We start from the raw sequence: 20,633 nt of genomic DNA, 5'->3' as shown, positions 1-20,633 counted from the left end.
GGCTGACGTTCCTCATTCTCTGGTGACTGGTTCTGTGACGAGTGGTTCTGTGGTGACGCGGGTGCAGCCCGGGTGGCGTGCTTTCGGGGCTTCGGGGCTTCGGGGCTTCAGGTCTTCCGGGCTTCCGGGCTTCAGGTCTTCAGGCCTGTGGCCAAGGCGGCGAACGCCTCGCGGTACAGACTCTGGAACGTACGGGTGCGTCCGGAGGCCGCCCAGACCTCCACGGTGGCGCGCACGGCGGCGATCGCCACGTGTGCGAGCAGCCGGGGCTGCAGATCGGTCTCGGGGTCCTGGCCCAGACGTTCGGCCAGGACGGCGACCAGGGCGCGCTCGTCGGCGCCCTGGGCGGCCAGGAATCCCGGGAGCAGTGAAGGGCTCGACCTGAGCACCGTCATCTGGAGCGCCCAGCGTTCGTGGTCCTCCTCGATCTGGGCTAGTTCCTGGGCGAGCGCCTCACTGAGGGCTTCGAGTGCCGTGAGGTGTTCCGGGGCGTTCAGTACGGCACGACGGGTCCGTTCGGCGTTCTCGTGACCGGGGCGGGTGATCGCGTCCTCGAGGCACGGGAAGTAGTTGAAGAACGTACGCACGGAGACGCCGACCGCGTCGGTGACCGCTTCCACGGTCACGTTCTCGATCCCGCGGTCCGCTGCCATGCGAAGCGCCATGTCGGCAAGGGCGTCGCGCGTGGCGCGCTTCTTGCGTTCACGCAGCCCGAGGGATGTGTCGTCGGCACTCATGAAGGTGCATGCTATGCAATTTTGCACCATGGGCAAAATTTTTTGGAAAGTGCTGGTCGGGGGCGGCTCGTGGGCCCTCGGTGCCGCGTGTGCGCAAAAGAGACGGTGCGCATCCCTTCACTCGGCTCGGGGGGCGCTGTTACATTCCGGAAAACAAGAATTCATTTCAGTCTGTGACTGGAGGCACCCATGACGGCTGTCCAAGACGCTCCCCAGGTGCATGCCCCGGTTCGTCGCGAGTTGCCACCGTCGATGGTCGAGCGCATGACGCTGATCATGGACGTCTTCGAGGGCAGGACGGCCCGGCTCTCGCTGGAGGAAGTGGCCCGGTCCACACAACTGCCCAGGTCGACGGCGCACCGGATACTCGACCAGCTGGTACGGCTGCGCTGGCTCGAACACACCGCTCTCGGCTACGGACTCGGCCGCCGTGCCCTCGGCCTCGGCGGCGGGGACGGCGCGCACGGCAGGATCCGTGAGGCGGCGGCCGCCCGGCTGCACCACCTCCAGATCAAGACCGGCCTGGTCGTCCACCTGGCCGTCCTGGACGGGGCGGAGGTGCACTACCTCGACAAGGTCGGCGGCCGCTTCGCCGCGGCCGTGCCCTCCCGTGTCGGAGGCCGGGCCCCGGCCCACTCCACCGCGCTCGGCAAGGCCATGCTGGCCTGGCTCGAACCGGAGGACGTCGAGGCCAGGGCCGCCGAGTCCATCGGCCGTCTGACGCAGCGCACCATCGCCGACGTCGGCACCCTGCACCAGGAACTCAACCGCATCCGGCGCCGCCACGGCCTCGCCTTCGAGCGTGGCGAGTGCTTCCCGGACATCGCCTGCGTCGCCGCCGCCGTCCGCGGGCCCGAGGGGCCGGTCGCGGCGATCTCCCTGGTCGGGGACGCCTGGTCCCCGTTGGAGAAGGTGGCGCCGCTGGTCGTGGACGCGGCGCGGCAGGTGTCGCGTGAGCTGTTCCCCGAGCCGGAGACGCCGGTCAGGGCGCGCCGGACGGCCGCCGCGCCGGAGGAGACATGGTCCCCCCAGGCCATGGACCGCTTGCTGGCCGCCGGACAGTACGGCGACTGGCAGTAGCACGCGGGCGGGGAGACCCGTATACGACCGGGGTCGCCGGCCCTCATCCCCAGTGGTCGCCCCAGCCCCACGGGCCGGGGGGCGCCGCGGGGCTCCCGACGCCGAAGCCGCCGCGGAAGAAGAGCATCGGCTGCCGGTCGGTCACGGTCTCCAGGGCGAGGACCCGGCCCACCACCACGTCGTGGTCGCCCGCGCCGTGCACGTCGTACACATCGGCGTGCACCCGGGTCAGGACACCGGGCAGGGACGGGGTTCCCCAGCGGGAGACCTCCCAGTCCAGCCCTTCGAACTTGCGGCCCTTGCTCGAGCCGAACCGGCCGCAGAGATCCGTCTGGTCCTCCGCCAGGATGTTCACGGCGAACCGGCCCGCCTCCCTGATCCTCGGCCAGGCCCGCCCCCGGTGGTCCGCGCAGAACAGGACCAGGGCCGGCTCCAGCGACACCGAGGCGAACGACTGGCACGCGAAACCCGCGGGCACGCCGTCCCGGCCGATCCCGGTGACCACCGTGACCCCGGACGCGAAGGTGCCCATGGTGTGCCGCATCCGTGCAGGGGTCGGCTCGCTCTCCTCGCATGCCTCGGGCGCGGACAGGGGCTCTGCGGTCATCGGGTTCACCTCGACGGGGACGGTGCGGTGGTGTGCCCGGGACCGGGCAGGAGGCCGAAAGTAGGACAGCGGTCCGAAGCGCCGGGGGGCAGTTCCCGATGAGTGGAACGGCCCGGGGCCGTGGACCGTCGTCGGCCGCCCGTACCCCGGCGACCGTACGCATCCCGCTGATTGAGACGTCCGCCGCGCGGTCCGGCAGGCCGTGGCTACCGTCCAGGAACCGATCACACGGCACCCGTGCGCCGCCCGGAGGGACCACCCCCGGGCCGGCCCACCGGGTCACCGGTCCACCGGACACCGAGGTCAACCGAGGCAGGGATGATGACGGCGCTGAGCCACGACTCCACACTGCGTGAACTCGCCACAGATCAGGGCGTGTTGCGTTACCACGAGGCCGGAGACGGCCCGCCCCTGCTGATGTTGCACGGCTCCGGCCCCGGGGTCACCGGCTGGCGCAACTACCGGCACAACCTGGGCGCGTTCGCCGAGCACTTCCGCTGCCTGGTCCTGGAGTTCCCCGGGTTCGGGGTCAGTGACCCGGCCGACGGCCACCCCATGGCGACGGCGGCCTCGTCCGTGACCCGCTTCCTGGACGGGCTCGGGCTCCAGCAGGTCGACGTCATCGGCAACTCGATGGGCGGCATCGTCGGCACGCAGTTCGCGCTCGCCCACCCCGACCGGGTACGCCGCCTCGTCACGATCGGCGGCATCGGCCGGAACCTGTTCAGCCCCGGACCCGGCGAAGGCATCAAACTGCTCTCCGAGTTCACCGACGCACCCTCCCGGGAGGGCCTGATCCGCTGGCTGAACTCCATGGTGTACGACCGCTCGCTGGTGACCGAGGAGCTCATCGAGGAGCGGTGGGCCCAGGCCACCGACCCGGAGACGCTGGCCAGTGCCCGCCGGATGTACGGCAGCGAGGCGTTCGCGGTGCGCTCCGCGGCGGCCGCCGCGTCCGACGAGGCACCCTACTGGGCCATGCTCCACCGGCTCCGCGCGAAGACCCTGCTCACCTGGGGCCGCGACGACCGGGTCAGCCCCGTCGACATGTCGATCCTGCCGATGCGCACCATCCCCGACGCCGAACTGCACGTCTTCCCCGACTGCGGGCACTGGGTGATGATCGAACAGAAGGCCGCCTGGGAGAGCGCGGTCCTCGCCTTCCTCACCCGTAAGGACGCGGCGTGAGTGCCCCGGCCCAGGGAGCCTGGGACGAGGAGTTCGACTTCGTCGTCGTCGGCAGCGGCGGGGGCGGCATGGCCGCCGCCCTGACCGCGGCCGACAGCGGACTGAGCACCGTCGTCGTCGAGAAGGGGGCGATGTACGGAGGAACGACCGGCATCTCCGGGGGCGGTATCTGGATCCCCAACAACCCCACGCTGAAGGCCAAGGGGCACGACGACAGCCGCGAGTCCGTCCGCCGCTACCTCGACCTGCTCACCGAGAACCGCGTGCCCGGCGCCCGCCTCGACGCGTACGTCGACCACGGGCCGGCCGCGATGGAGCTGCTGGAGAAGAGCCGCTGGATGCGCTTCTTCTGGGTCAAGGGGTACGCCGACTACCACCCCGAGTACGACGGGGGCCGCCCGCTCGGCCGGTCGGTCGAGGCGCTGCCCTTCGACACCCGCAAGCTCGGCGAGGACGAGAAGCACCAGCGGCGCAACAGCCTCAAGGGCCCGCTCGGACTCTGGATCACCGCCAAGGACTACCGGAACCTCGCCATGGTCAAGCGGACCTGGCGCGGACGCTGGGCCTCCGTGATCGCCGCCTGGCGCGTCTCGTCCAACATGGTCCGCCGGCGCCACATGGCCACCGGGGGACGGGCGTTGGTGGCACGGATGCGGATGGCGCTCAAGGAAGCCGGCGTGCCGGTGTATCTGCGCAGCCCGATGACCGAGCTCGTCACCGACGCAGACGGCACGGTCACCGGCGTCGTCGTCACCCGTGACGGCAGAGCCGTACGGATCGGCGCCCGGCACGGCGTGCTCCTCGCCACCGGCGGTTTCGACCACAACCAGGAGATGCGCGAGAAGTACCTGCCCGAGGGCGGCCGCGACAACCACAGCGCCGGCGCCGTCGAGAACGTCGGCGACGGCATCCTCGCCGGCCAGGCACTCGGCGCCGCGCTCGGCTTCATGGACGACGCCTGGTGGATGCCGTCCGTGCACCACCCCTCCGGAGCCACGATCCCGCTGGTCTCCGAGCGGTGCATCCCGCCTTCCGTGATCGTCTCCGCCGACGGCAGGCGCTTCACCAACGAGTCGTCCCCGTACGTCAACTTCGTCCACGACCAGCTCGAAGGCGGGCACACCACCGCCTGGTTCGTCATGGACGCCAAGGCCCGGGCCCGCTACCCGTTCGCGCAGATCCTCCCCGGAATGCCCTTCCCCAAGGCGTTCTACGAGAACGGCACCGTGCACCGCGCGGACAGCATCGCCGGGCTCGCCCGGAGCATCGACGTCCCGGCGGACGCCCTCACCGCGACCGTCGAACGGTTCAACGGCTTCGCCCGTACCGGGCACGACACCGACTTCGGGCGGGGCGACAGCGCCTACGACCGCTACTACGGCGACCCGACGATGAAGAACCCCAACCTCGACGAGCTCGACAAGGCCCCCTACTACGCCGTCCGCATCGAGGTCGGCGACCTCGGCACCAAGGGCGGACTCGTCTGCGACGAGCACAGCCGGGTGCTGCGCGAGGACGGCACGGCCGTCGCCGGGCTGTACGCCACCGGCAACACCTCCGCGGCCGTCATGGGCAACGAGTACGCCGGACCCGGCGCCACCATCGGCCCCGCCATCGTGTTCGGCTACCTCGCGGCCCGGCACGCGGCCGCCACCACCCGTGCGGGGACCCGGGCCGGCGGAGCCACCACATGAGCCCGGCGCCGCTGACCGTACGCGTGGTCAAGGTGATCCGGGAGACGGCCGACGCGCACTCGCTGGTCCTGGAACCGGCGGACGGGGAACGGGCCCGGTTCACCTACCGGCCGGGCCAGTTCCTCACCGTACGGGTGCCCTCCGACCGCCCCGGCGGAGCCGCCCGCTGCTACTCGCTGTGCAGCTCCCCGGTGCGTGACGAGCATCTGAAGGTGACCGTCAAGCGCACGGCCGGCGGGTACGCCTCCCACTGGATCTGCGACCACGTCACCGAGGGGGACACCCTGGAGGTGCTGCGGCCCGCGGGCACCTTCACCCCGGACTCGCTCGACGGCGACTTCCTCCTGCTCGCCGCGGGCAGCGGCATCACCCCGGTGATGTCGATCCTCGCCTCCGCCCTGCACGCGGGAACCGGCACGGTCACCCTCCTCTATGCCAACCGCGACGAGCAGTCCGTGATCTTCCGCGACGAACTGGCCGAACTGGCAAGGGAGTACGGAGACCGGCTGACCGTCCTGCACTGGCTGGAGTCCGTCCAGGGCCGGCCCACCGCAGCCGGCCTGCGCGCCCTCGCCCGCCCCTGCGCCGGGCGCCCCGCCTTCGTCTGCGGGCCCGGGCCCTTCATGGAACTGGCGGCCGGCGCGCTCACCGAACTGGGCGTACCGCCGGACCGGATCACGGTGGAGCGCTTCACCTCCCTGACCGGCGACCCCTTCGCGGAACGTGAGCCCGCGCCGGAACCGGACACCGACGGGCCTGTCAGCACGGCCGAGGTGGAGCTGGACGGGGTGCGTCACACCGTCGACTGGCCCCGGAACACCCCTCTGCTCGACGTGCTGCTCGCCGCCGGACTCGACGCGCCCTACTCCTGCCGGGAGGGCAGTTGCAGCGCCTGCGCCTGTGTTCTCACCGAGGGCGAGGTGGCGATGGAACGCAACGAGGTCCTGGACGCGACCGACCTCGCCGACGGCCTGATCCTCGCCTGCCAGGCGCGCCCGCTCAGCGACCGGCTGAAGGCCACGTACGACGGCTGAGCCGCCCCTCCCGTACCCGTTCTCCGTTCCCACTCGACCCGGATGAGGTTCGAACCGTGACCAAGGCGACCGCCGCGATCGTCGGATCCGGCAATATCGGCACCGACCTGATGTACAAACTCCTGCGCTCGCCCGACATCGAGCCGCGCTGGATGATCGGCATCGACGAGCAGAGCCCCGGGCTCAAGCGCGCCGCCGATCACGGCCTGCACGCGAGCGCCGACGGCGTCGACGCGCTGCTGGCCGGCGACGAGCGTCCGGACCTGGTCTTCGAGGCCACGTCCGCGTACGTCCACCGGGCCAACGCCCCCAAGTACGCCGAACTCGGCATCCAGGCCATCGACCTGACCCCTGCCGCGATCGGTCCGGCGGTCGTGCCCGCCGTCAACCTCGGCGACCATCTCGACGCGCCCAACGTCTCCCTCATCACCTGCGGCGGCCAGGCCACCATCCCCATCGTGCACGCCGTGTCCCGGGTCACCGAGGTCAGTTACGCGGAGATCGTCGCGAGTGTCGCCTCGCCGTCCGCAGGGCCCGGCACCCGCGCGAACATCGACGAGTTCACGCTCACCACCAGCCGGGGCATCGAGACGATCGGCGGCGCGGCCAAGGGCAAGGCCATCATCATCCTCAACCCGGCCGAGCCGCCGATGCTGATGCAGGACACCGTCTTCTGCGCCGTCCCCGCCGACGTGGACCGGGACGCCGTCACCGCCTCGATCCAGGAGACCGTCGCGAAGGTCGCCGCGTACGTGCCCGGCTACCGGCTGCGCGCCGAGCCGCAGTTCGACCGGCCGACCGCGGTCAGCGGCGGGCTCGCCCGGGTCGCGGTCTTCGTCGAGGTGGAGGGCGCGGGCGACTTCCTGCCGCCGTACTCCGGAAACCTCGACATCATGACCGCCGCCGCCACCAGGGTCGGCGAGGGCTTCGCCCAGCGGATCACCGCCCGCCGCGCCGGCGCCTGACCGCCGCTCACCGAGGAGACACGAGCCATGCCCTACAGCTCAGACCTGGACATCCGGGTCACCGACTCGTCCCTGCGGGACGGTTCGCACGCCAAGCAGCACCAGTTCACCGTCGATCACGTCACCTCCATCGTCGCCGCCCTCGACGACGCGGGCGTTCCCGTCATCGAGGTCACGCACGGCGACGGCCTCGGCGGGTCGTCCTTCAACTACGGTTTCAGCCACACACCCGAGCAGGAGCTCATCAAGGCCGCGGTGAAGACCGCCCGCCGGGCGAAGATCGCTTTCCTGATGCTGCCGGGCCTCGGCCTCCAGGACGACATCCGCGAGGCCGCCGACAACGGCGCCTCGATCTGCCGGATCGCCACCCACTGCACCGAGGCCGACATCTCCGTCCAGCACTTCGGTCTCGCCCGTGAACTGGGCCTGGAGACCGTCGGGTTCCTGATGATGTCGCACAGCCAGCCACCCTCGGTGCTGGCCCGGCAGGCCCGCATCATGGCCGACGCCGGCTGCCAGTGCGTCTACGTCGTCGACTCCGCCGGCGCCCTCATCATGGAACAGACGAGCGACCGCATCGCCGCCCTCGTCGCCGAGCTCGGCGACGACGCGCAGGTCGGCTTCCACGGCCACGAGAACCTGGGCCTCGGCGTCGCGAACTCGGTCCTCGCGGTACGCGCCGGAGCCACCCAGATCGACGGATCCACCCGCCGCTTCGGCGCGGGCGCAGGCAACACGCCCGTCGAGGGATTCGCCGCCGTCGCCGAGAAGCTGGGCATCCGTACCGGCATCGACGTACTGAAGATCATCGACGCGGCCGAGGACGTCGTACGGCCCGTCATGGACGGCGAGTGTCTGCTCGACCGGCTGTCCCTGACGATGGGCTACGCCGGGGTCTACTCCAGCTTCCTGAAGCACGCCGCCCGCCAGGCCGCCACCTACCAGGTGTCCGGCGCCGAGATCCTCATGGAGGCCGGCCGCCGCAAGCTCGTCGGCGGCCAGGAGGACCAGCTCATCGAGATCGCGGTCGCCCTCGCGGCGAAGAACCGCTCCGGGACCGCCCAGCACTCCTCGGGGAAGTGAGAACAGCCATGCCCAATCCCGTACTCGAAGCCGTCGAAGCGCGCGCCGACGAGATCCGTGCGCTCGGCCCGGCCAACGAGGCGCTCGGCCGGCTCGACGACCAGGCCGCGAAGATCCTGCGGGACGTCGGGGCGATGCGCATGCTCCAGCCGAAGACGTACGGCGGCCTCGAACTGCACCCGCGCGAGTTCGCCGAGACCGTCATGAGAATCGCCTCCCTGGACGGGGCGGCCGGCTGGGTCGCCGGTGTCGTCGGTGTCCACCCGTGGGAGATGGCGATGGCCGACCCACGGGTCCAGGAGGAGATCTGGGGCGAGGACGCCGACACCTGGATCGCCTCCCCGTACGCGCCGATGGGCCTGCTGCGGCCCGTCGACGGCGGCTACGTCTTCAACGGCCGCTGGCAGTTCTCCTCAGGCACCGACCACTGCCGCTGGATCTTCCTCGGCGGCTTCCTCGCCGACGCCGACGGCAACCGGCTGAACCCCCCGCAGTCCGTGCACGTCATCCTGCCGCGCGCCGACTACGAGATCGTGGAGGACTCCTGGGACGTGGTCGGGCTGCGCGGCACCGGCAGCAAGGACGTCATCGTCAAGGACGCCTTCGTACCCGACTACCGCGTCATCGAGTACAACAAGGTCGTGGACGGTTCCCTGGCCGCCGAGGCAGGGCTGACCAACCCCGCCTACCGGCTGCCCTTCTCGGCCGCGTTCCCGCTCGGCATCACCGCCGCCGTGATCGGCATCTGTGAGGGCGCGCTCGCCCACCACCTCGACTACCAGCGCACCCGGGTGCAGATCACCGGCCAGGCCGTGAAGGACGACCCGTACGTCCTGTACGCGATCAGCGACGCGGCGGCCGAGATCGCGGCCTCCCGGTCGGCGCTCCTGGACAACATCTGCCGGATCTACGACGCCGTGGCCGCCGGCGAGGAGATCAGCTTCGAGCGCCGGGCCGTCGGCCGGCGCACCCAGGCCGCCGCCGCCTGGCGGGCGGTCCGCGCGGTCGATGAGGTCGTCGCCCGCTCCGGCGGCAACGCGATGCGGCTGGACAACCCGATCCAGCGCTTCTGGCGCGACGCGCACATGGGCCTCGCGCACGCCATCCATGTGCCGGGATCCGTCTTCCACGCCTCGGCCCTCACCGAGATCGGGGTCGAGCCGCCGCAGGGCCCGATGCGCTCGATGATCTGAGTCCTTCACCCGGAGCAGTTGATTCAGAGAGGACCCCCCCCATGACACAGACACAGATCCGAGGGCTCGGATATCTCCGGGTCCAGACCCGTGACATCGACCGCTGGCGCGAACTCACCGTGGACGCCCTCGGCTTCGCCGAAGGCTCCGGGCCGGACCCGGACGGCCTGTACCTGCGCATGGACGAGCGCCGCACCCGGCTCGTCGTCCTGCCCGGCGACAGCGACCGGGTGCTGTCGGTCGGCTGGGAGGTGCGGGACCAGTTCGCGCTCGCCGCCGTCGGCCGCGCCGTCGAGGCGTCCGGAACGGCGGTGAAACCGCTCGGCCGTGAGGAGGCCGACGACCGGGGCGTCGAGGAGGGCATCGTCTTCGACGACCCGGCCGGTGTACCCGTCGAGGTGTTCTTCGCGCCGATCCTCGACCACAGCCCCGTAAGGACCGGGTTCGGCCAGCGGTTCGTCACCGGCGGCCAGGGGATGGGCCACATCGTGCTGCCCACCACCCGCCCCGAGGAGACCGTCGCCTTCTACACCGAGGTGCTCGGCTTCCTGCCGCGCGGCGCCATGCGGGTCGGCGACCGGCCCTCGGACGCCCCGCCCCGCCGTGTGCGCTTCATGGGCGTCAACGAACGCCACCACAGCCTCGCCGTCTGCGGCGCCCCGCACGGTGAGGCGCCCGGCCTCGTGCACCTGATGGTCGAGGTGGACAGCCTGGACGCGGTCGGCCGCGCCCTCGACAACGTGGGCAAGCAGGGCTTCTCGCTCTCCTCCACCCTGGGGCGGCACACCAACGACAAGATGGTGTCGTTCTATGTGCGCGCCCCCGGCGGCTGGGACCTCGAGTACGGCTACGACGGGATGCGCGTCGACGAGGCGCACTACACCGCCGAGGAGATCACCGCCGACAGCTACTGGGGCCACGACTGGTCCGGTTCCGAACCCCTCGCCGCCTTCACCCCGCCAGGGACGGCCACATGAGCACCGCCCGGCCGGTGACACCCGTGCCCGCCGGGACCGTCGACCACTACGACGGGGAGACCGACGTGCTGGTCGTCGGCTTCGGATGCGCCGGAGCCGCCGCCGCGTACGAGGCAGCGGCGGCGGGCGCCGACGTCCTCGTACTGGAACGGGCCGGGGGCCCCGGCGGGTCCTCCGCCCTGTCGGGCGGCGAGCTGTATCTCGGCGGCGGAACCCCGGTGCAGCGCGCGTGCGGCTTCGAGGACAGCGCGGACGACATGTTCGCCTACCTCGACGCCGCACTCGGGCCGCACGCCGACCAGGAGAAGCTGCGCCTGTACTGCGAGGGCAGTGCCGGCCACTTCCAGTGGTTCGTGGACCGCGGGCTGACCTTCGAGCCGACCCTGTGGGACGCGCCGACCTGGATGCCGACCACCAAGGACGGGCTGATGTGGCTGGGCGAGAACGCCTGGCCGTACAACGAGATCGCCCGCCCGGCACCGCGCGGCCACCGCTGCGCGACCAACGCGTTCGGCGGCTGGCTCGTGATGGAGAAACTGGTCGCCGCCGCCCAGGACGCCGGGGCCGCCGTACACGCCGACACCCTGGCCACGGCCCTCGTCGTGGACGACGACGGACGGGTCGTCGGGGTCCGCGCACGCCGGCACGGCCGGGACCTCGTCTACCGGGCCCGCAAGGGGGTCGTGCTGACCACCGGCGGCTTCGCCGACAACGAGGAGATGCTCGCGGACCACGCCCCGCACCTCATCGGCCACGACAAGGTCAGCGACGGTCTGGACGACGGCAGCGGCATCCGCATGGCCGCCGCGCTCGGCGCTGCCACCCGGCGGATGGGCGTGGTCGAACTGGCGCTGACCGCGCTGCCCGCGATGGTCACCCGGGGCATGCTGGTCAACGCCCACGGACAGCGTTTCATCAACGAGGACGTGTACCCGGGCCTGTTCAGCGTGGCCGCCGTGCTGACCCAGCCCGCCCCCTACTGGGTGATCATCGACGAGGAGGGGTACGAGTCGATTCCGGAGGCGGAGCGCTGGGGTGTGGTGCCCCGGTTCGTCACGGAGACCCTGGCGGAGCTGGAGAGCGAACTCGGGATGCCCGAGGGAGCCCTGGAGTCCACGGTCGGCACGTACAACACCCACGCGGCGAGCGGAAAGGACCCGTACTTCCACAAGGACCCGCGCTGGCTGCGGCCGTTGACGGGGCCGTTCGCCGCGGTCGACCCGCGGACCGGCTTCCACCGGGGCGGCCGTCCCGCTGCGGGCGCCGGAACGGGGGTTGCGGGGTTCACCCTGGGCGGGCTCCACACCACCGTGGACGGTGCGGTGCTCGACGTGTCCGGCGATCCCGTCCCCGGGCTGTTCGCCGCGGGCCGGGCCGCCTCCGGCATCCACGGTGAGGGATACGTCAGCGGCACCTCGCTCGGTGACGGGACGTTCTTCGGGCGGCGCGCGGGTGTCGCCGCGGCGGGCGCCGTCTGAGCCAGGGCCTTTCGTTTGGATCAGGCCGGACCCCGCGAGCCCGGCATGATCCAAACGAAAGGCCCTACGTCCTGTCCGGAGTCCCGCGCCTGCGCAGCCGCGCTCCGCGCGGACGACGCGGGACTCCGGACAGGACGTAGGGCACGAAGGAGGCCGGGTACGCGTACCCGGCCTCTTCTGTGTGTCCTCAGGCGTCAGCCGCCGGGTGCGGGCCCGTCCGCGTCGTCGCCCACGAGCTCGATCGAGCCCCGCAGCGCCGCCTCGCGGATCGTGTCACGAAGCGACCCACAGCCCTCGAAGGCCGCGCCCGCCCCGTCGCGCTCCGCGCAGAGGGCCACCGCCCCGCCGTTCCACTGGACACTCGTCTGCTGCCAGCTGCTCTTGCGTACGAGCACCTGCGCCGCGCACCGGTCGCACGCCAGCGGCCGCATGGGGGCGCCGTCGGTGAGCCGGTTGTCGGCCCGCATCAGACCGGCCGGCCCTCGGCGGCGGCAGCCTTGCGGGCGAGGTTCGCATCGACCTCCTTCTGCCACGCCTCGACGGGCCGTGTGGTGTCCAGCTCGAACTCGAACCGGTCGGTCATCTCCGGCTTCACATCGGCCACGTCCACGTAGAACTGCTCGTACCAGCGGCGCAGTTGGTAGACGGGGCCGTCCTCCTCGCAGAGGAGGGGGTTGTCGATGCGGGCCTTGTTCTGCCAGATCTGGATGTCCTGCTCGAAGCCGAGCTTGATGAACTGGGCCATGCCTGCCGCGAGTTCGTCTGCCTCACTGCCCTTCATCGACGGCGAGCGCTTGACGATGATGCCGTACTGGAGCACGAACCGGTTGGCGTCGACCGGATAGTGACAGTTGATCAGGACCGACTGCTGGTCACCTGTTTCGTAGTGATAGGTGAGGTCGTCGATCATGAAGGACGGGCCGTGGTACGAGGCCAGCGAGTTGGAGCCGGTGGTCTTCGGCTTGTCGCCCTGTTCCTGGGGGCGGGCGTCGGGGCGGCCGGTCGCGCGCATGTGCTGGGTGGCGGTGTGACCCTCGAAGACGTTCTTGAAGAACGTCGGGAAGGAGTAGTGGACGTAGAAGAAGTGGGCCATGTCCACCACGTTGTCCACGACTTCACGGCAGTTGGCGTCGATGGTGGTCTCGTACCAGAGCCATTCGGTCCACTCGTCGCCCGTCGCGCCCTCGATCCGGGGAATGGTCACGTCGGCGGGCGGGGGGTTGCCCTCGGGGTCGTTCCAGACGAAGAGCATGCCGTCCTGGTCCAGGGTGGGCCAGGACGCCGTGCGGGCCCGCAGCGGCACGCGCTTGGAGTACGGGATCTGCTTGCAGCGGCCGTCGCCGCCCCAGCGCCAGTCGTGGAACGGGCAGGCGATCTCGTCACCCTTGACGGTGCCCTGCGAGAGGTCGCCGCCCATGTGCCGGCAGTAGGCGTCCAGCACGCTGAGCGTGCCGTCGCCCGCCTGGAACACCACGAGCTTCTGGCCGAACGCCAGGACCGAGTGAGGCTTTCCGTCCCTGTACTTCTCCGCGAGGCCCAGGCAGTGCCAGCCGCGCGCGAAGCGCGTGGGTGCCGCTGCGGCTTCGATGGCCCTGACGTCGTCGGGTGCTGACTCGACTGCGCTCACGTTCTCTCATCCCCTTAAGGACGCATGGTTTTCCAGGTTCCCGGACGGTAGGCGCGCTCACCGGTGCCCGGCCGAGGGAGTCCCACTGACCGGAACCGGCCCTCCGCGGCCCGTCGAGGGCGGGTCCCGGTCGGTGGGACCGGGGTTTCGTGGTGCCGCCGGCCGCGGGTAGCGTCCGCCGACTTGCCCACCGGAAGACACAGTCGAGGAGCCCGTGATGAACCGATTCGACGGCGTCAAAGTCCTGCTCACCGGGGCAGGATCGGGGATCGGGCGGGCGACCGCGCTCCGCCTGGTGTCCGAGGGTGCGGCCGTGTTCGGCGTCGACCTGTCGCACGACGGCCTGGCGGACACCGCTGCTGCGGCGGACGGGCCGGGGTGGATCGTGACCCGGGTCGTCGATGTCGCCGACGAGGACGCGGTGGTCGAGTGCGTGCGGGCCGCGGCCGGAGGACTCGGTGGCATCGACGTCCTCGTCAACGTGGCGGGGATCCACCGGACGACGCCGATCGACCGGCTGACGGTGGCCGACATGGAGCGGCTCTTCGCGGTCAACACGGTGGGCACGGCCCTGTTCTGCCGGGAGGCGCTGCCCCATCTGCCGGACGGTTCCGGGGTCATCGTCAACGTGGCGTCGTCGGCGGCGGGGCACGGGAACCCGTACATGACCGCGTACGCCGCGTCCAAGGGGGCGGTCCTCGGCTTCTCGCTGTCCCTGGCGGCCGAGGTCGCGCACCGCGGCATCCGGGTCGTGCCCGTGTCGCCCGGCTCCGTCGCCACGCCCCTGGCCGGGCCGCACGTGCTGCCGCCGGACCTCGACGCCTCGTACTACGCGCGGATCCGCTCACCGTTCGGCGCCGGGCAGCCCGAGCAGATCGCCGGGGTGATCGCCTTCGCGGCGTCGCGGGACGCGGGCTACCTCACCGGCGCGGAGCTCCGGGCCGACGGCGGATCCCACATCTGACGGCGGATCCCCCTCTGACGCCGCGGCCCGGTCCGGGGTGCGCGAGGCCACTGAGCGGGACTGACCCTTGCTTGTTTCGAGAACGAATTCTAGTTTTGGTCCCTCAGTGTCCCGGCCCCCGGGCCCCTCACACCTTTTGGAGAGCCATGACCGAGGCCGTCATCGTCGAAGCCGCGCGGACACCGGTCGGCCGGCGCCGCGGTGTCCTGTCCGGACTCCACCCGGCGCAGCTCCTCGGGCTCGCCCAGAAGGGCCTGCTGGCGCGGGCCGGCCTCGCCCCCGACACCGTGGAGCAGGTCATCGGGGGCTGTGTCACCCAGGCCGGTGAGCAGTCCAACAACGTCACGCGCAACGCCTGGCTGCACGCCGGACTGCCCTACACCACCGCCTGCACCTCGATCGACTGCGCCTGCGGCTCGTCCCAGCAGGCCGTGCACCTGGTCGCGGGCCTGATCGCGTCCGGCGCCATCGAGACCGGCATCGGCTGCGGCGTCGAGTCCATGAGCCGCGTCTTCCTCGGTGCCGCGCTCACCCCCGGCAACGGCTCCCCGGCGCCGGAGGACTGGGGCCTGGACATGCCCGACCAGTTCACCGCCGCCGAACGCATCGCCCGCAACCGGGGCATCACCCGGGCCGACGCGGACGCCCTCGGCCTCGTCTCGCAGCAGAAGGCCGCCCGCGCCTGGGCCGAGGGCCGCTTCGACGGGCAGATCATCGATATCCAGGCCCCCGTCATGGGACCCGAGGGGCCCACCGGTGAGACCGCCCTCGTCAGCCGCGACCAGGGGCTGCGCGACACCACCCACGAGGCGCTGGCCGCCCTGCGGCCCGTACTCCCGGACGGCATCCACACCGCGGGGAACTCCTCCCAGATCAGCGACGGCGCCGCCGCCGTCCTGCTCATGAGCCGGGAGCGCGCCGCCCGCGAAGGGCTGCGGCCGCGCGCCCGGATCGTGGCCTCCGCCATGGTCGGCTCCGACCCGTACTACCACCTCGACGGACCCGTCGCCGCGACCGAACAGGTCCTGCACAGCGCCGGCATGACCCTCGACGACATCGACCTCGTCGAGATCAACGAGGCCTTCGCCTCCGTCGTCCTGTCCTGGGCCCAGGTCCACAAGGCGGACATGGACAAGGTCAACGTCAACGGCGGCGCCATCGCGCTCGGTCACGCCGTCGGCTCCACCGGTGCCCGGCTCATCACCCAGGCCCTGTACGAACTGGAGCGCACGGGCAAGTCCACCGCACTGATCACCATGTGCGCCGGCGGGGCGCATGCGACCGCCACCGTCATCGAACGCATCTGAGGGGCGCGCCATGACCATCGGACTCACCCAGGAGCACCTGGACCTGCGCGACGCCGTACGCGCCTTCGCGACACGGCACATCACCGAGGAGACCCTTCGTACGGCGGCCGACGCCGACAAGGAGGCCCTCCCCGCCCACTGGAGCGGCCTCGCCGGACAGGGCCTCCTCGGCCTGCACCTGCCGGAGGAGGACGGCGGCGCCGGGTACGGACTCGTCGAACTCGCCGTCGTCACCGAGGAACTGGGCCGGGCCACAGCCCCCGGCCCCTTCCTGCCGACGACGCTCGCCTCGGCCGTCCTGCACGCCGCCGGACACCGGACCCACCTCGCCCCGCTCGCCGCCGGCACCACCCTCGGCGCGGTGGGGCTCGCCCCCGGCAGCCTCGCCCTGGCCCGCGCCGCCGACGGCACGGTCACGGTCACCGGCACCTCGGAACTCGTGATCGGCGGACACCTCGCCGACGTGTTCGTGCTGCCCGCCTCCGACGGCGGCCGGACCACCTGGCTGGTGCTGCCCCGCGCCGCCGTGGACACCACCGACGTCCGCAGCCACGACCTGACCCGGCGCTCGTCCCGGGTGACCGTACGGTCGGTGCCGGTCCCCGCCACCGACCTGCTGGACCTCGACCCGCGCACGCCCCGGGACCTCGCCGCGACGCTGTTCGCCGCCGAGGCCGCCGGGCTCGCCGACCGCTGCGTGACGACCGCCGCGCAATACGCCCGGGTGCGGGAGCAGTTCGGCCGCCGCATCGGCCAGTTCCAGGGCGTCAAGCACCGCTGCGCCCGCATGCTCGCCCAGGCCGAACAGGCCCGCGCCTGCGCCTGGGACGCCGCCCGCGCGCACGACGTCGTGGACCGGACCGAGGCGTCCCTGGCCGCCGCGGTCGCCGGAGCGGTCGCCGTCGACGCCGCGTTCTCCGTCGCCAAGGACTGCATCCAGGTGCTCGGCGGCATCGGCTTCACCTGGGAGCACGACGCACACCTCGCGCTGCGCCGCGCCCAGACCCTCCGGATCGCGCTGGGCCCGGCTGCCGCCTGGCGTCGCCGCGTCGCCCGCCTCACCCTGGACGGCACCCGCCGCACCCTGAGCGTGGAACTGCCGGCCGAGGCCGAAGCCGTACGCAAGGAGATCCGCGCCGAACTGCGGGCAGCCGCGGGCCTGGACGGCAAGGACCGGCTCACCCACCTCGCCGACCACGGCTACACCGCACCGCACCTGCCGGCCCCCTGGGGCAAGGGTGCAGGGCCGGTGGACCAGCTCGTCATCGCCGAGGAGCTGCAGGCAGCGGAGCTCACCCCGGTCGACATGATCATCGGCGGCTGGGTGGTGCCCACGATCATCGCGCACGGCGACCCGGCACAGCAGGAGCGTTTCCTCGCCCCGAGCCTGCGCGGCGACATCCGCTGGTGCCAGCTGTTCAGCGAACCGGGCGCGGGCTCCGACCTCGCCGGGCTCACCACCCGCGCCGATAAGGTGGACGGCGGCTGGAGGATCACCGGACAGAAGGTGTGGACGTCCATGGCCCGCGACGCCCACTGGGGCGTCCTGCTCGCCCGCACGGATGCCGACGTGCCGAAGCACAAGGGCATCTCCTACTTCCTGCTCGACATGACGAGCCCCGGGATCGACATCCGGCCGCTGCGGCAGATCACCGGGGACGCCGAGTTCAACGAGGTCTTCCTCGACGAGGTGTTCATCCCCGACGAGTTGCTCGTCGGCTCCCCGGGCGCCGGCTGGAAGCTCGCCCGCACCACGCTCGCCAACGAACGCGTCGCCCTCTCCCACGACTCGGTCGGCTCCGGCGCCGAGGCCCTGCTGGAGATCGCGGCAGGCTCGGACGGGCTCGACGACGAACAGCTCACCACGCTCGGCGGCCATCTCTGCGACGCCCAGACCGGCGGCGTCCTCGCCCTGCGCACCACCCTGCGCAGCGTCTCCGGGCAGCAGCCCGGTGCCGAGGCGTCCGTCGCCAAACTGCTCGGCGTCGAACACCAGCAGCGGGTCTGGGAGACCTGCATGGAGTGGCAGGGCTCCGCCGCGCTCACCGGTGAGGGCGAACGCCTCGACGCCACCTGGCAGTTCCTCAACGCCCGCTGCCTGTCCATCGCGGGCGGTACGACGGAGGTCCAGCTGAACATCATCGGCGAGCGCATGCTCGGCCTGCCCCGCGACCCCGAGCCCTCCCAGAAAGGCTGACCATGTCCATCGACCGCGACAAGGCGCTGACCGCGGACCCGTCCGTCCGCGAGATCCACTGGACCACCCGTGATGTGCTCCTGTACCACCTGAGCCTGGGCGCGGGGGCCGACGCGGCCACCGGCCCCGAGCTGCACCTCACCTATGAGAACGGCCTCGGCGTGCTGCCCACCTTCGCCATGGTGGCCGGCTCCGGCATCTCCGCCGGCGAGGCGGGTCCACCCGGTTTCCACCTGCCCGGTATCGACATCGACCTGCGGGCCGTCCTCCACGCCGGCCAGGGCCTCACGGTCCACCGGCCGCTGCCGGCCTCGGGCACCGCCACGCTCACCTCGCGCGTCGCCGAGCTGTGGGACAAGGGCAAGGCCGCGCTCATCGTCCTGGAGTCCGCGGCCACGGACGCCGACGGCGAACCGCTGTGGACCTCCACCACCCGCATCTGGGCCCGCGGCGAGGGCGGCTTCGGCGGAGAGTCCGGCCCGGGGGAGGAGTGGGCGGCACCGGACCGTCCCGCCGACACGGTGCTTACGTCCGCCACCACCCCCCAGCAGGCCCTGTGGTACCGGCTCAACGGTGACCTCAACCCGCTGCACGCCGACCCGGCCTTCGCCCGGGCGGCCGGCTTCGACCGGCCGATCCTGCACGGACTCGCCTCGTACGGCCTCGTCTGCAAGGCCCTCGTCGACGGCATCCTCGACGGCGACGTCACCCGCCTCACCGGACTCACCGTGCGCTTCGCCGGACCCCTCGTCCCCGGCGAGTCCCTCGCCACCTCCGTATGGTGCCGGGAACCGGCCGACGACGGCACGCAGCAGCTCGTGCTGCACGCGGCCTGCCCCGAGCGCGACGGTGCGCCCGTGCTCACCCACGCGACGGCGACGGTGACGGCATGAGCGTCCCCTGCGACGAGAACACCGCACAGGTCACCGGTCCCCGCCTGGTCGCCGAACCGCACAAGGACGGCGTCGACGCGGCCGTCGCCGCCGCCCGCCGGGTGGTCACGGCCCTGCTGCGCGCCGGTGACGGGACCGGCGCCGACATGAACGAGATCGCCGCCCGGCTCGACGCCGTCGCGGACGGGCTCGCCGAGAGGGCGCCCTCCATGGAGAAGCGCCTCGCCGAGATGTGGCGCGGTGAGGGTGTCACCCGGCACGACCCCGTCACCGGTCCGGAGAACGCCCTCGCACCGCCGCTGCACCTGCACGGCAAGGACGACGGCTCCGTCGAAGGCGTCGTCACGCTCGACCTGCCCTACCAGGGCCCGCCCGGCCATGTGCACGGCGGGATCTCGGCCCTGCTCCTCGACCACACGCTGGGTGTGGCCAACCACTGGGGCGGCCCCTCCGGCATGACCGCGGAACTGACCCTGCGCTATCTGCGGCCCACCCCGCTGTTCGAGCCGCTGACGGTCACCGGACGCCAGATCTCGGTGGACGGTTCGCGGATCCGTACGGTCGGCGAGATCAGGGCCGGCGGGCGCGCCTGCGTCACCGCGGAGGGCCTGTTCATCAACAAGCAGCTCCCCAGGCCGAGTTGAGGGAGGCCGGGGCGATGGGAAACCTCGAAGGCAAGGTCGCGGTCATCAGTGGCGCCGGGCAGGGCGTCGGTCAGGGCATCGCCCTGGCCCTCGCCTCCGAAGGGGCCTCGGTGGCCGTCCTCGGGCGGACCGCCGCGAAGCTGGAAGCGACCTGTGAGCTGCTGCGCGAGCGAGGGGTGAGGGCCGAGCCGTTCGTCCTCGACGTCCTCGACACGGACCGGATCCCCTCCGTCGTGGAGGAGATCGCCGAGCGCTTCGGCTCGATCGACATCCTGGTCAACAACGCCTACTCCGGATGCTACGGACCGCTCCTGTCGCTGAGCGACGAACAGTTCCGGAAGGGCTTCGACAGCGGACCGTTCGCGGCGTTCGCCTTCATGAAGGCCGCGCATCCGTACCTGAAGCTCAACGGCGGCGGCTCCGTCATCAACCTGGTCACGTCCGCCATGGTCCGCTGGGACCTGAGCACGTACGGGGCGTACGCGGCGGCCAAGTCCGCCCTGCGCTCGCTGACCAGGGCCGCGGCCAACGAATGGGGCCGTGACGGCATCCGGGTCAACGCGATCGCCCCGCACGCCACGTCACCCGCCTACGCGGGCTGGCAGGCGGCCCACCCGGAGGAGGCCGCCGCATTCTGCGCCTCCATTCCGCTCGGGTACGTCGGCGACTGCGAACAGGACATCGGCCGGGCCGTGGCCATGCTGTGCGGCCCGGACGCCCGCTATCTGACGGGCGCCACGGTGCCCCTCGACGGCGGCCAGGCCAACTTCGGCTGACCGGGGGCCGGCAACCCCTCCCGGTCAGCGGGACGGCCCGGTCCGGGCCGTCCCGCCCGCGGTTAGCGTCGCCACGCCGGGCGCCACGATCACCACGAAACGCGCCGAGGCCACCACGGGAAGCGCCCGCCGCCGCCACGGGGCGCGCCGCGCGACCCACCCCCGTACCGACACCGGCAGACCCGGCCA

At 71.9% G+C, this 20,633-nt stretch carries 19 protein-coding genes; 15 read left to right on the top strand and 4 right to left on the bottom strand.

Annotation, left to right across the window (positions count from 1 at the left end):
- Positions 1-131: 131 nt before the first annotated feature.
- Complete coding sequence (locus ACIBJG_RS35510) at positions 132-737, bottom strand: TetR family transcriptional regulator (protein WP_399314023.1); 606 nt, start codon at positions 735-737, stop codon at positions 132-134.
- A 252-nt stretch (positions 738-989) separates the two neighbouring features.
- Between ACIBJG_RS35510 and ACIBJG_RS35505 the strand changes: the two genes are divergently transcribed.
- Positions 990-1,817 (top strand): IclR family transcriptional regulator, encoded by an 828-nt coding sequence (locus tag ACIBJG_RS35505; RefSeq protein ID WP_399314068.1) that lies wholly within the window; start codon positions 990-992, stop codon positions 1,815-1,817.
- 43 nt (positions 1,818-1,860) lie between these two features.
- On the opposite strand, the gene ACIBJG_RS35500 is transcribed toward ACIBJG_RS35505, so the two are convergent.
- The gene (locus ACIBJG_RS35500; protein WP_399314022.1) at positions 1,861-2,424 is read right to left on the bottom strand and encodes a flavin reductase family protein; all 564 of its coding nucleotides are present in this window, start codon (positions 2,422-2,424) and stop codon (positions 1,861-1,863) included.
- Positions 2,425-2,742: 318 nt separating this feature from the next.
- Between ACIBJG_RS35500 and ACIBJG_RS35495 the strand changes: the two genes are divergently transcribed.
- From ACIBJG_RS35495 to ACIBJG_RS35460, 8 genes are read left to right on the top strand one after another with little or no spacing between them, the layout of a single operon-like run.
- The gene (locus ACIBJG_RS35495; protein WP_399314021.1) at positions 2,743-3,612 is read left to right on the top strand and encodes an alpha/beta fold hydrolase; all 870 of its coding nucleotides are present in this window, start codon (positions 2,743-2,745) and stop codon (positions 3,610-3,612) included.
- On the top strand, positions 3,609-5,306 hold the full coding sequence (locus ACIBJG_RS35490) for an FAD-binding protein (protein ID WP_399314019.1): 1,698 nt from the start codon (positions 3,609-3,611) through the stop codon (positions 5,304-5,306). The genes ACIBJG_RS35495 and ACIBJG_RS35490 overlap by 4 nt, the downstream gene beginning before the upstream one ends.
- Complete coding sequence (locus ACIBJG_RS35485; protein ID WP_399314017.1) at positions 5,303-6,340, top strand: 2Fe-2S iron-sulfur cluster-binding protein; 1,038 nt, start codon at positions 5,303-5,305, stop codon at positions 6,338-6,340. Before ACIBJG_RS35490 ends, ACIBJG_RS35485 begins: the two co-directional genes overlap by 4 nt.
- Before the next feature lie 56 nt (positions 6,341-6,396).
- Entirely contained in the window at positions 6,397-7,305 is a 909-nt protein-coding gene (locus tag ACIBJG_RS35480) for an acetaldehyde dehydrogenase (acetylating) (protein ID WP_399314016.1), read from the top strand.
- A 27-nt stretch (positions 7,306-7,332) separates the two neighbouring features.
- Entirely contained in the window at positions 7,333-8,388 is a 1,056-nt protein-coding gene (gene dmpG / locus ACIBJG_RS35475; protein WP_399314015.1) for a 4-hydroxy-2-oxovalerate aldolase, read from the top strand.
- An 8-nt stretch (positions 8,389-8,396) separates the two neighbouring features.
- The gene (locus ACIBJG_RS35470; RefSeq protein WP_399314013.1) at positions 8,397-9,581 is read left to right on the top strand and encodes an acyl-CoA dehydrogenase family protein; all 1,185 of its coding nucleotides are present in this window, start codon (positions 8,397-8,399) and stop codon (positions 9,579-9,581) included.
- A 41-nt stretch (positions 9,582-9,622) separates the two neighbouring features.
- Positions 9,623-10,558, top strand: a complete 936-nt coding sequence (locus ACIBJG_RS35465; protein ID WP_399314011.1) for a VOC family protein — start codon at positions 9,623-9,625, stop codon at positions 10,556-10,558.
- The gene (locus ACIBJG_RS35460) at positions 10,555-12,036 is read left to right on the top strand and encodes an FAD-dependent oxidoreductase (RefSeq protein WP_399314009.1); all 1,482 of its coding nucleotides are present in this window, start codon (positions 10,555-10,557) and stop codon (positions 12,034-12,036) included. The genes ACIBJG_RS35465 and ACIBJG_RS35460 overlap by 4 nt, the downstream gene beginning before the upstream one ends.
- Before the next feature lie 194 nt (positions 12,037-12,230).
- Here the strand turns inward: ACIBJG_RS35460 and ACIBJG_RS35455 are convergent, their stop codons facing one another.
- Positions 12,231-12,503, bottom strand: a complete 273-nt coding sequence (locus tag ACIBJG_RS35455; RefSeq protein ID WP_399314007.1) for a ferredoxin — start codon at positions 12,501-12,503, stop codon at positions 12,231-12,233.
- Positions 12,503-13,663 (bottom strand): Rieske 2Fe-2S domain-containing protein, encoded by a 1,161-nt coding sequence (locus tag ACIBJG_RS35450; protein WP_399314006.1) that lies wholly within the window; start codon positions 13,661-13,663, stop codon positions 12,503-12,505. Before ACIBJG_RS35450 ends, ACIBJG_RS35455 begins: the two co-directional genes overlap by 1 nt.
- A gap of 217 nt (positions 13,664-13,880) precedes the next feature.
- Here ACIBJG_RS35450 and ACIBJG_RS35445 point away from each other — a divergent pair, with 217 nt between their 5' ends.
- The 6 genes from ACIBJG_RS35445 to ACIBJG_RS35420 all read left to right on the top strand — a co-directional run bounded on the left by ACIBJG_RS35445 (position 13,881) and on the right by ACIBJG_RS35420 (position 20,444).
- Positions 13,881-14,627 carry an SDR family NAD(P)-dependent oxidoreductase gene (locus ACIBJG_RS35445; protein ID WP_399314004.1) on the top strand — a complete coding sequence of 249 codons (747 nt, stop codon included), beginning with the start codon at positions 13,881-13,883 and terminating at the stop codon, positions 14,625-14,627.
- A 146-nt stretch (positions 14,628-14,773) separates the two neighbouring features.
- Entirely contained in the window at positions 14,774-15,934 is a 1,161-nt protein-coding gene (locus tag ACIBJG_RS35440) for a steroid 3-ketoacyl-CoA thiolase (RefSeq protein WP_399314002.1), read from the top strand.
- Between the two features lie 10 nt (positions 15,935-15,944).
- Positions 15,945-18,131, top strand: a complete 2,187-nt coding sequence (locus ACIBJG_RS35435; protein ID WP_399314000.1) for an acyl-CoA dehydrogenase — start codon at positions 15,945-15,947, stop codon at positions 18,129-18,131.
- A gap of 2 nt (positions 18,132-18,133) precedes the next feature.
- Positions 18,134-19,024 (top strand): MaoC/PaaZ C-terminal domain-containing protein, encoded by an 891-nt coding sequence (locus ACIBJG_RS35430; protein ID WP_399313999.1) that lies wholly within the window; start codon positions 18,134-18,136, stop codon positions 19,022-19,024.
- Entirely contained in the window at positions 19,021-19,668 is a 648-nt protein-coding gene (locus tag ACIBJG_RS35425; RefSeq protein ID WP_399313996.1) for a PaaI family thioesterase, read from the top strand. Before ACIBJG_RS35430 ends, ACIBJG_RS35425 begins: the two co-directional genes overlap by 4 nt.
- 14 nt (positions 19,669-19,682) lie before the next feature.
- Positions 19,683-20,444, top strand: coding sequence for an SDR family NAD(P)-dependent oxidoreductase (locus tag ACIBJG_RS35420; protein ID WP_399313994.1), 762 nt, complete (start codon positions 19,683-19,685; stop codon positions 20,442-20,444).
- Positions 20,445-20,633 lie beyond the last annotated feature (189 nt).

Source organism: Streptomyces sp. NPDC050422, assembly GCF_044458665.1.
GTDB lineage: Bacteria > Actinomycetota > Actinomycetes > Streptomycetales > Streptomycetaceae > Streptomyces.
This window is presented reverse-complemented; position numbering and strand designations above follow the sequence as displayed.

What these genes read in the sequence shown, in the direction of transcription:
- ACIBJG_RS35500 (WP_399314022.1), bottom strand. Translation starts at nt 2,424, where the DNA reads ATGACCGCAGAGCCCCTGTCCGCGCCCGAGGCATGCGAGGAGAGCGAG.
- ACIBJG_RS35465 (WP_399314011.1), top strand. Translation starts at nt 9,623, where the DNA reads ATGACACAGACACAGATCCGAGGGCTCGGATATCTCCGGGTCCAGACC.
- ACIBJG_RS35510 (WP_399314023.1), bottom strand. Translation starts at nt 737, where the DNA reads ATGAGTGCCGACGACACATCCCTCGGGCTGCGTGAACGCAAGAAGCGC.
- ACIBJG_RS35425 (WP_399313996.1), top strand. Translation starts at nt 19,021, where the DNA reads ATGAGCGTCCCCTGCGACGAGAACACCGCACAGGTCACCGGTCCCCGC.
- ACIBJG_RS35445 (WP_399314004.1), top strand. Translation starts at nt 13,881, where the DNA reads ATGAACCGATTCGACGGCGTCAAAGTCCTGCTCACCGGGGCAGGATCG.
- ACIBJG_RS35455 (WP_399314007.1), bottom strand. Translation starts at nt 12,503, where the DNA reads ATGCGGGCCGACAACCGGCTCACCGACGGCGCCCCCATGCGGCCGCTG.
- ACIBJG_RS35470 (WP_399314013.1), top strand. Translation starts at nt 8,397, where the DNA reads ATGCCCAATCCCGTACTCGAAGCCGTCGAAGCGCGCGCCGACGAGATC.
- ACIBJG_RS35440 (WP_399314002.1), top strand. Translation starts at nt 14,774, where the DNA reads ATGACCGAGGCCGTCATCGTCGAAGCCGCGCGGACACCGGTCGGCCGG.
- ACIBJG_RS35485 (WP_399314017.1), top strand. Translation starts at nt 5,303, where the DNA reads ATGAGCCCGGCGCCGCTGACCGTACGCGTGGTCAAGGTGATCCGGGAG.
- ACIBJG_RS35420 (WP_399313994.1), top strand. Translation starts at nt 19,683, where the DNA reads ATGGGAAACCTCGAAGGCAAGGTCGCGGTCATCAGTGGCGCCGGGCAG.
- ACIBJG_RS35435 (WP_399314000.1), top strand. Translation starts at nt 15,945, where the DNA reads ATGACCATCGGACTCACCCAGGAGCACCTGGACCTGCGCGACGCCGTA.
- ACIBJG_RS35460 (WP_399314009.1), top strand. Translation starts at nt 10,555, where the DNA reads ATGAGCACCGCCCGGCCGGTGACACCCGTGCCCGCCGGGACCGTCGAC.
- ACIBJG_RS35430 (WP_399313999.1), top strand. Translation starts at nt 18,134, where the DNA reads ATGTCCATCGACCGCGACAAGGCGCTGACCGCGGACCCGTCCGTCCGC.
- ACIBJG_RS35495 (WP_399314021.1), top strand. Translation starts at nt 2,743, where the DNA reads ATGATGACGGCGCTGAGCCACGACTCCACACTGCGTGAACTCGCCACA.
- ACIBJG_RS35505 (WP_399314068.1), top strand. Translation starts at nt 990, where the DNA reads ATGGTCGAGCGCATGACGCTGATCATGGACGTCTTCGAGGGCAGGACG.
- dmpG (WP_399314015.1), top strand. Translation starts at nt 7,333, where the DNA reads ATGCCCTACAGCTCAGACCTGGACATCCGGGTCACCGACTCGTCCCTG.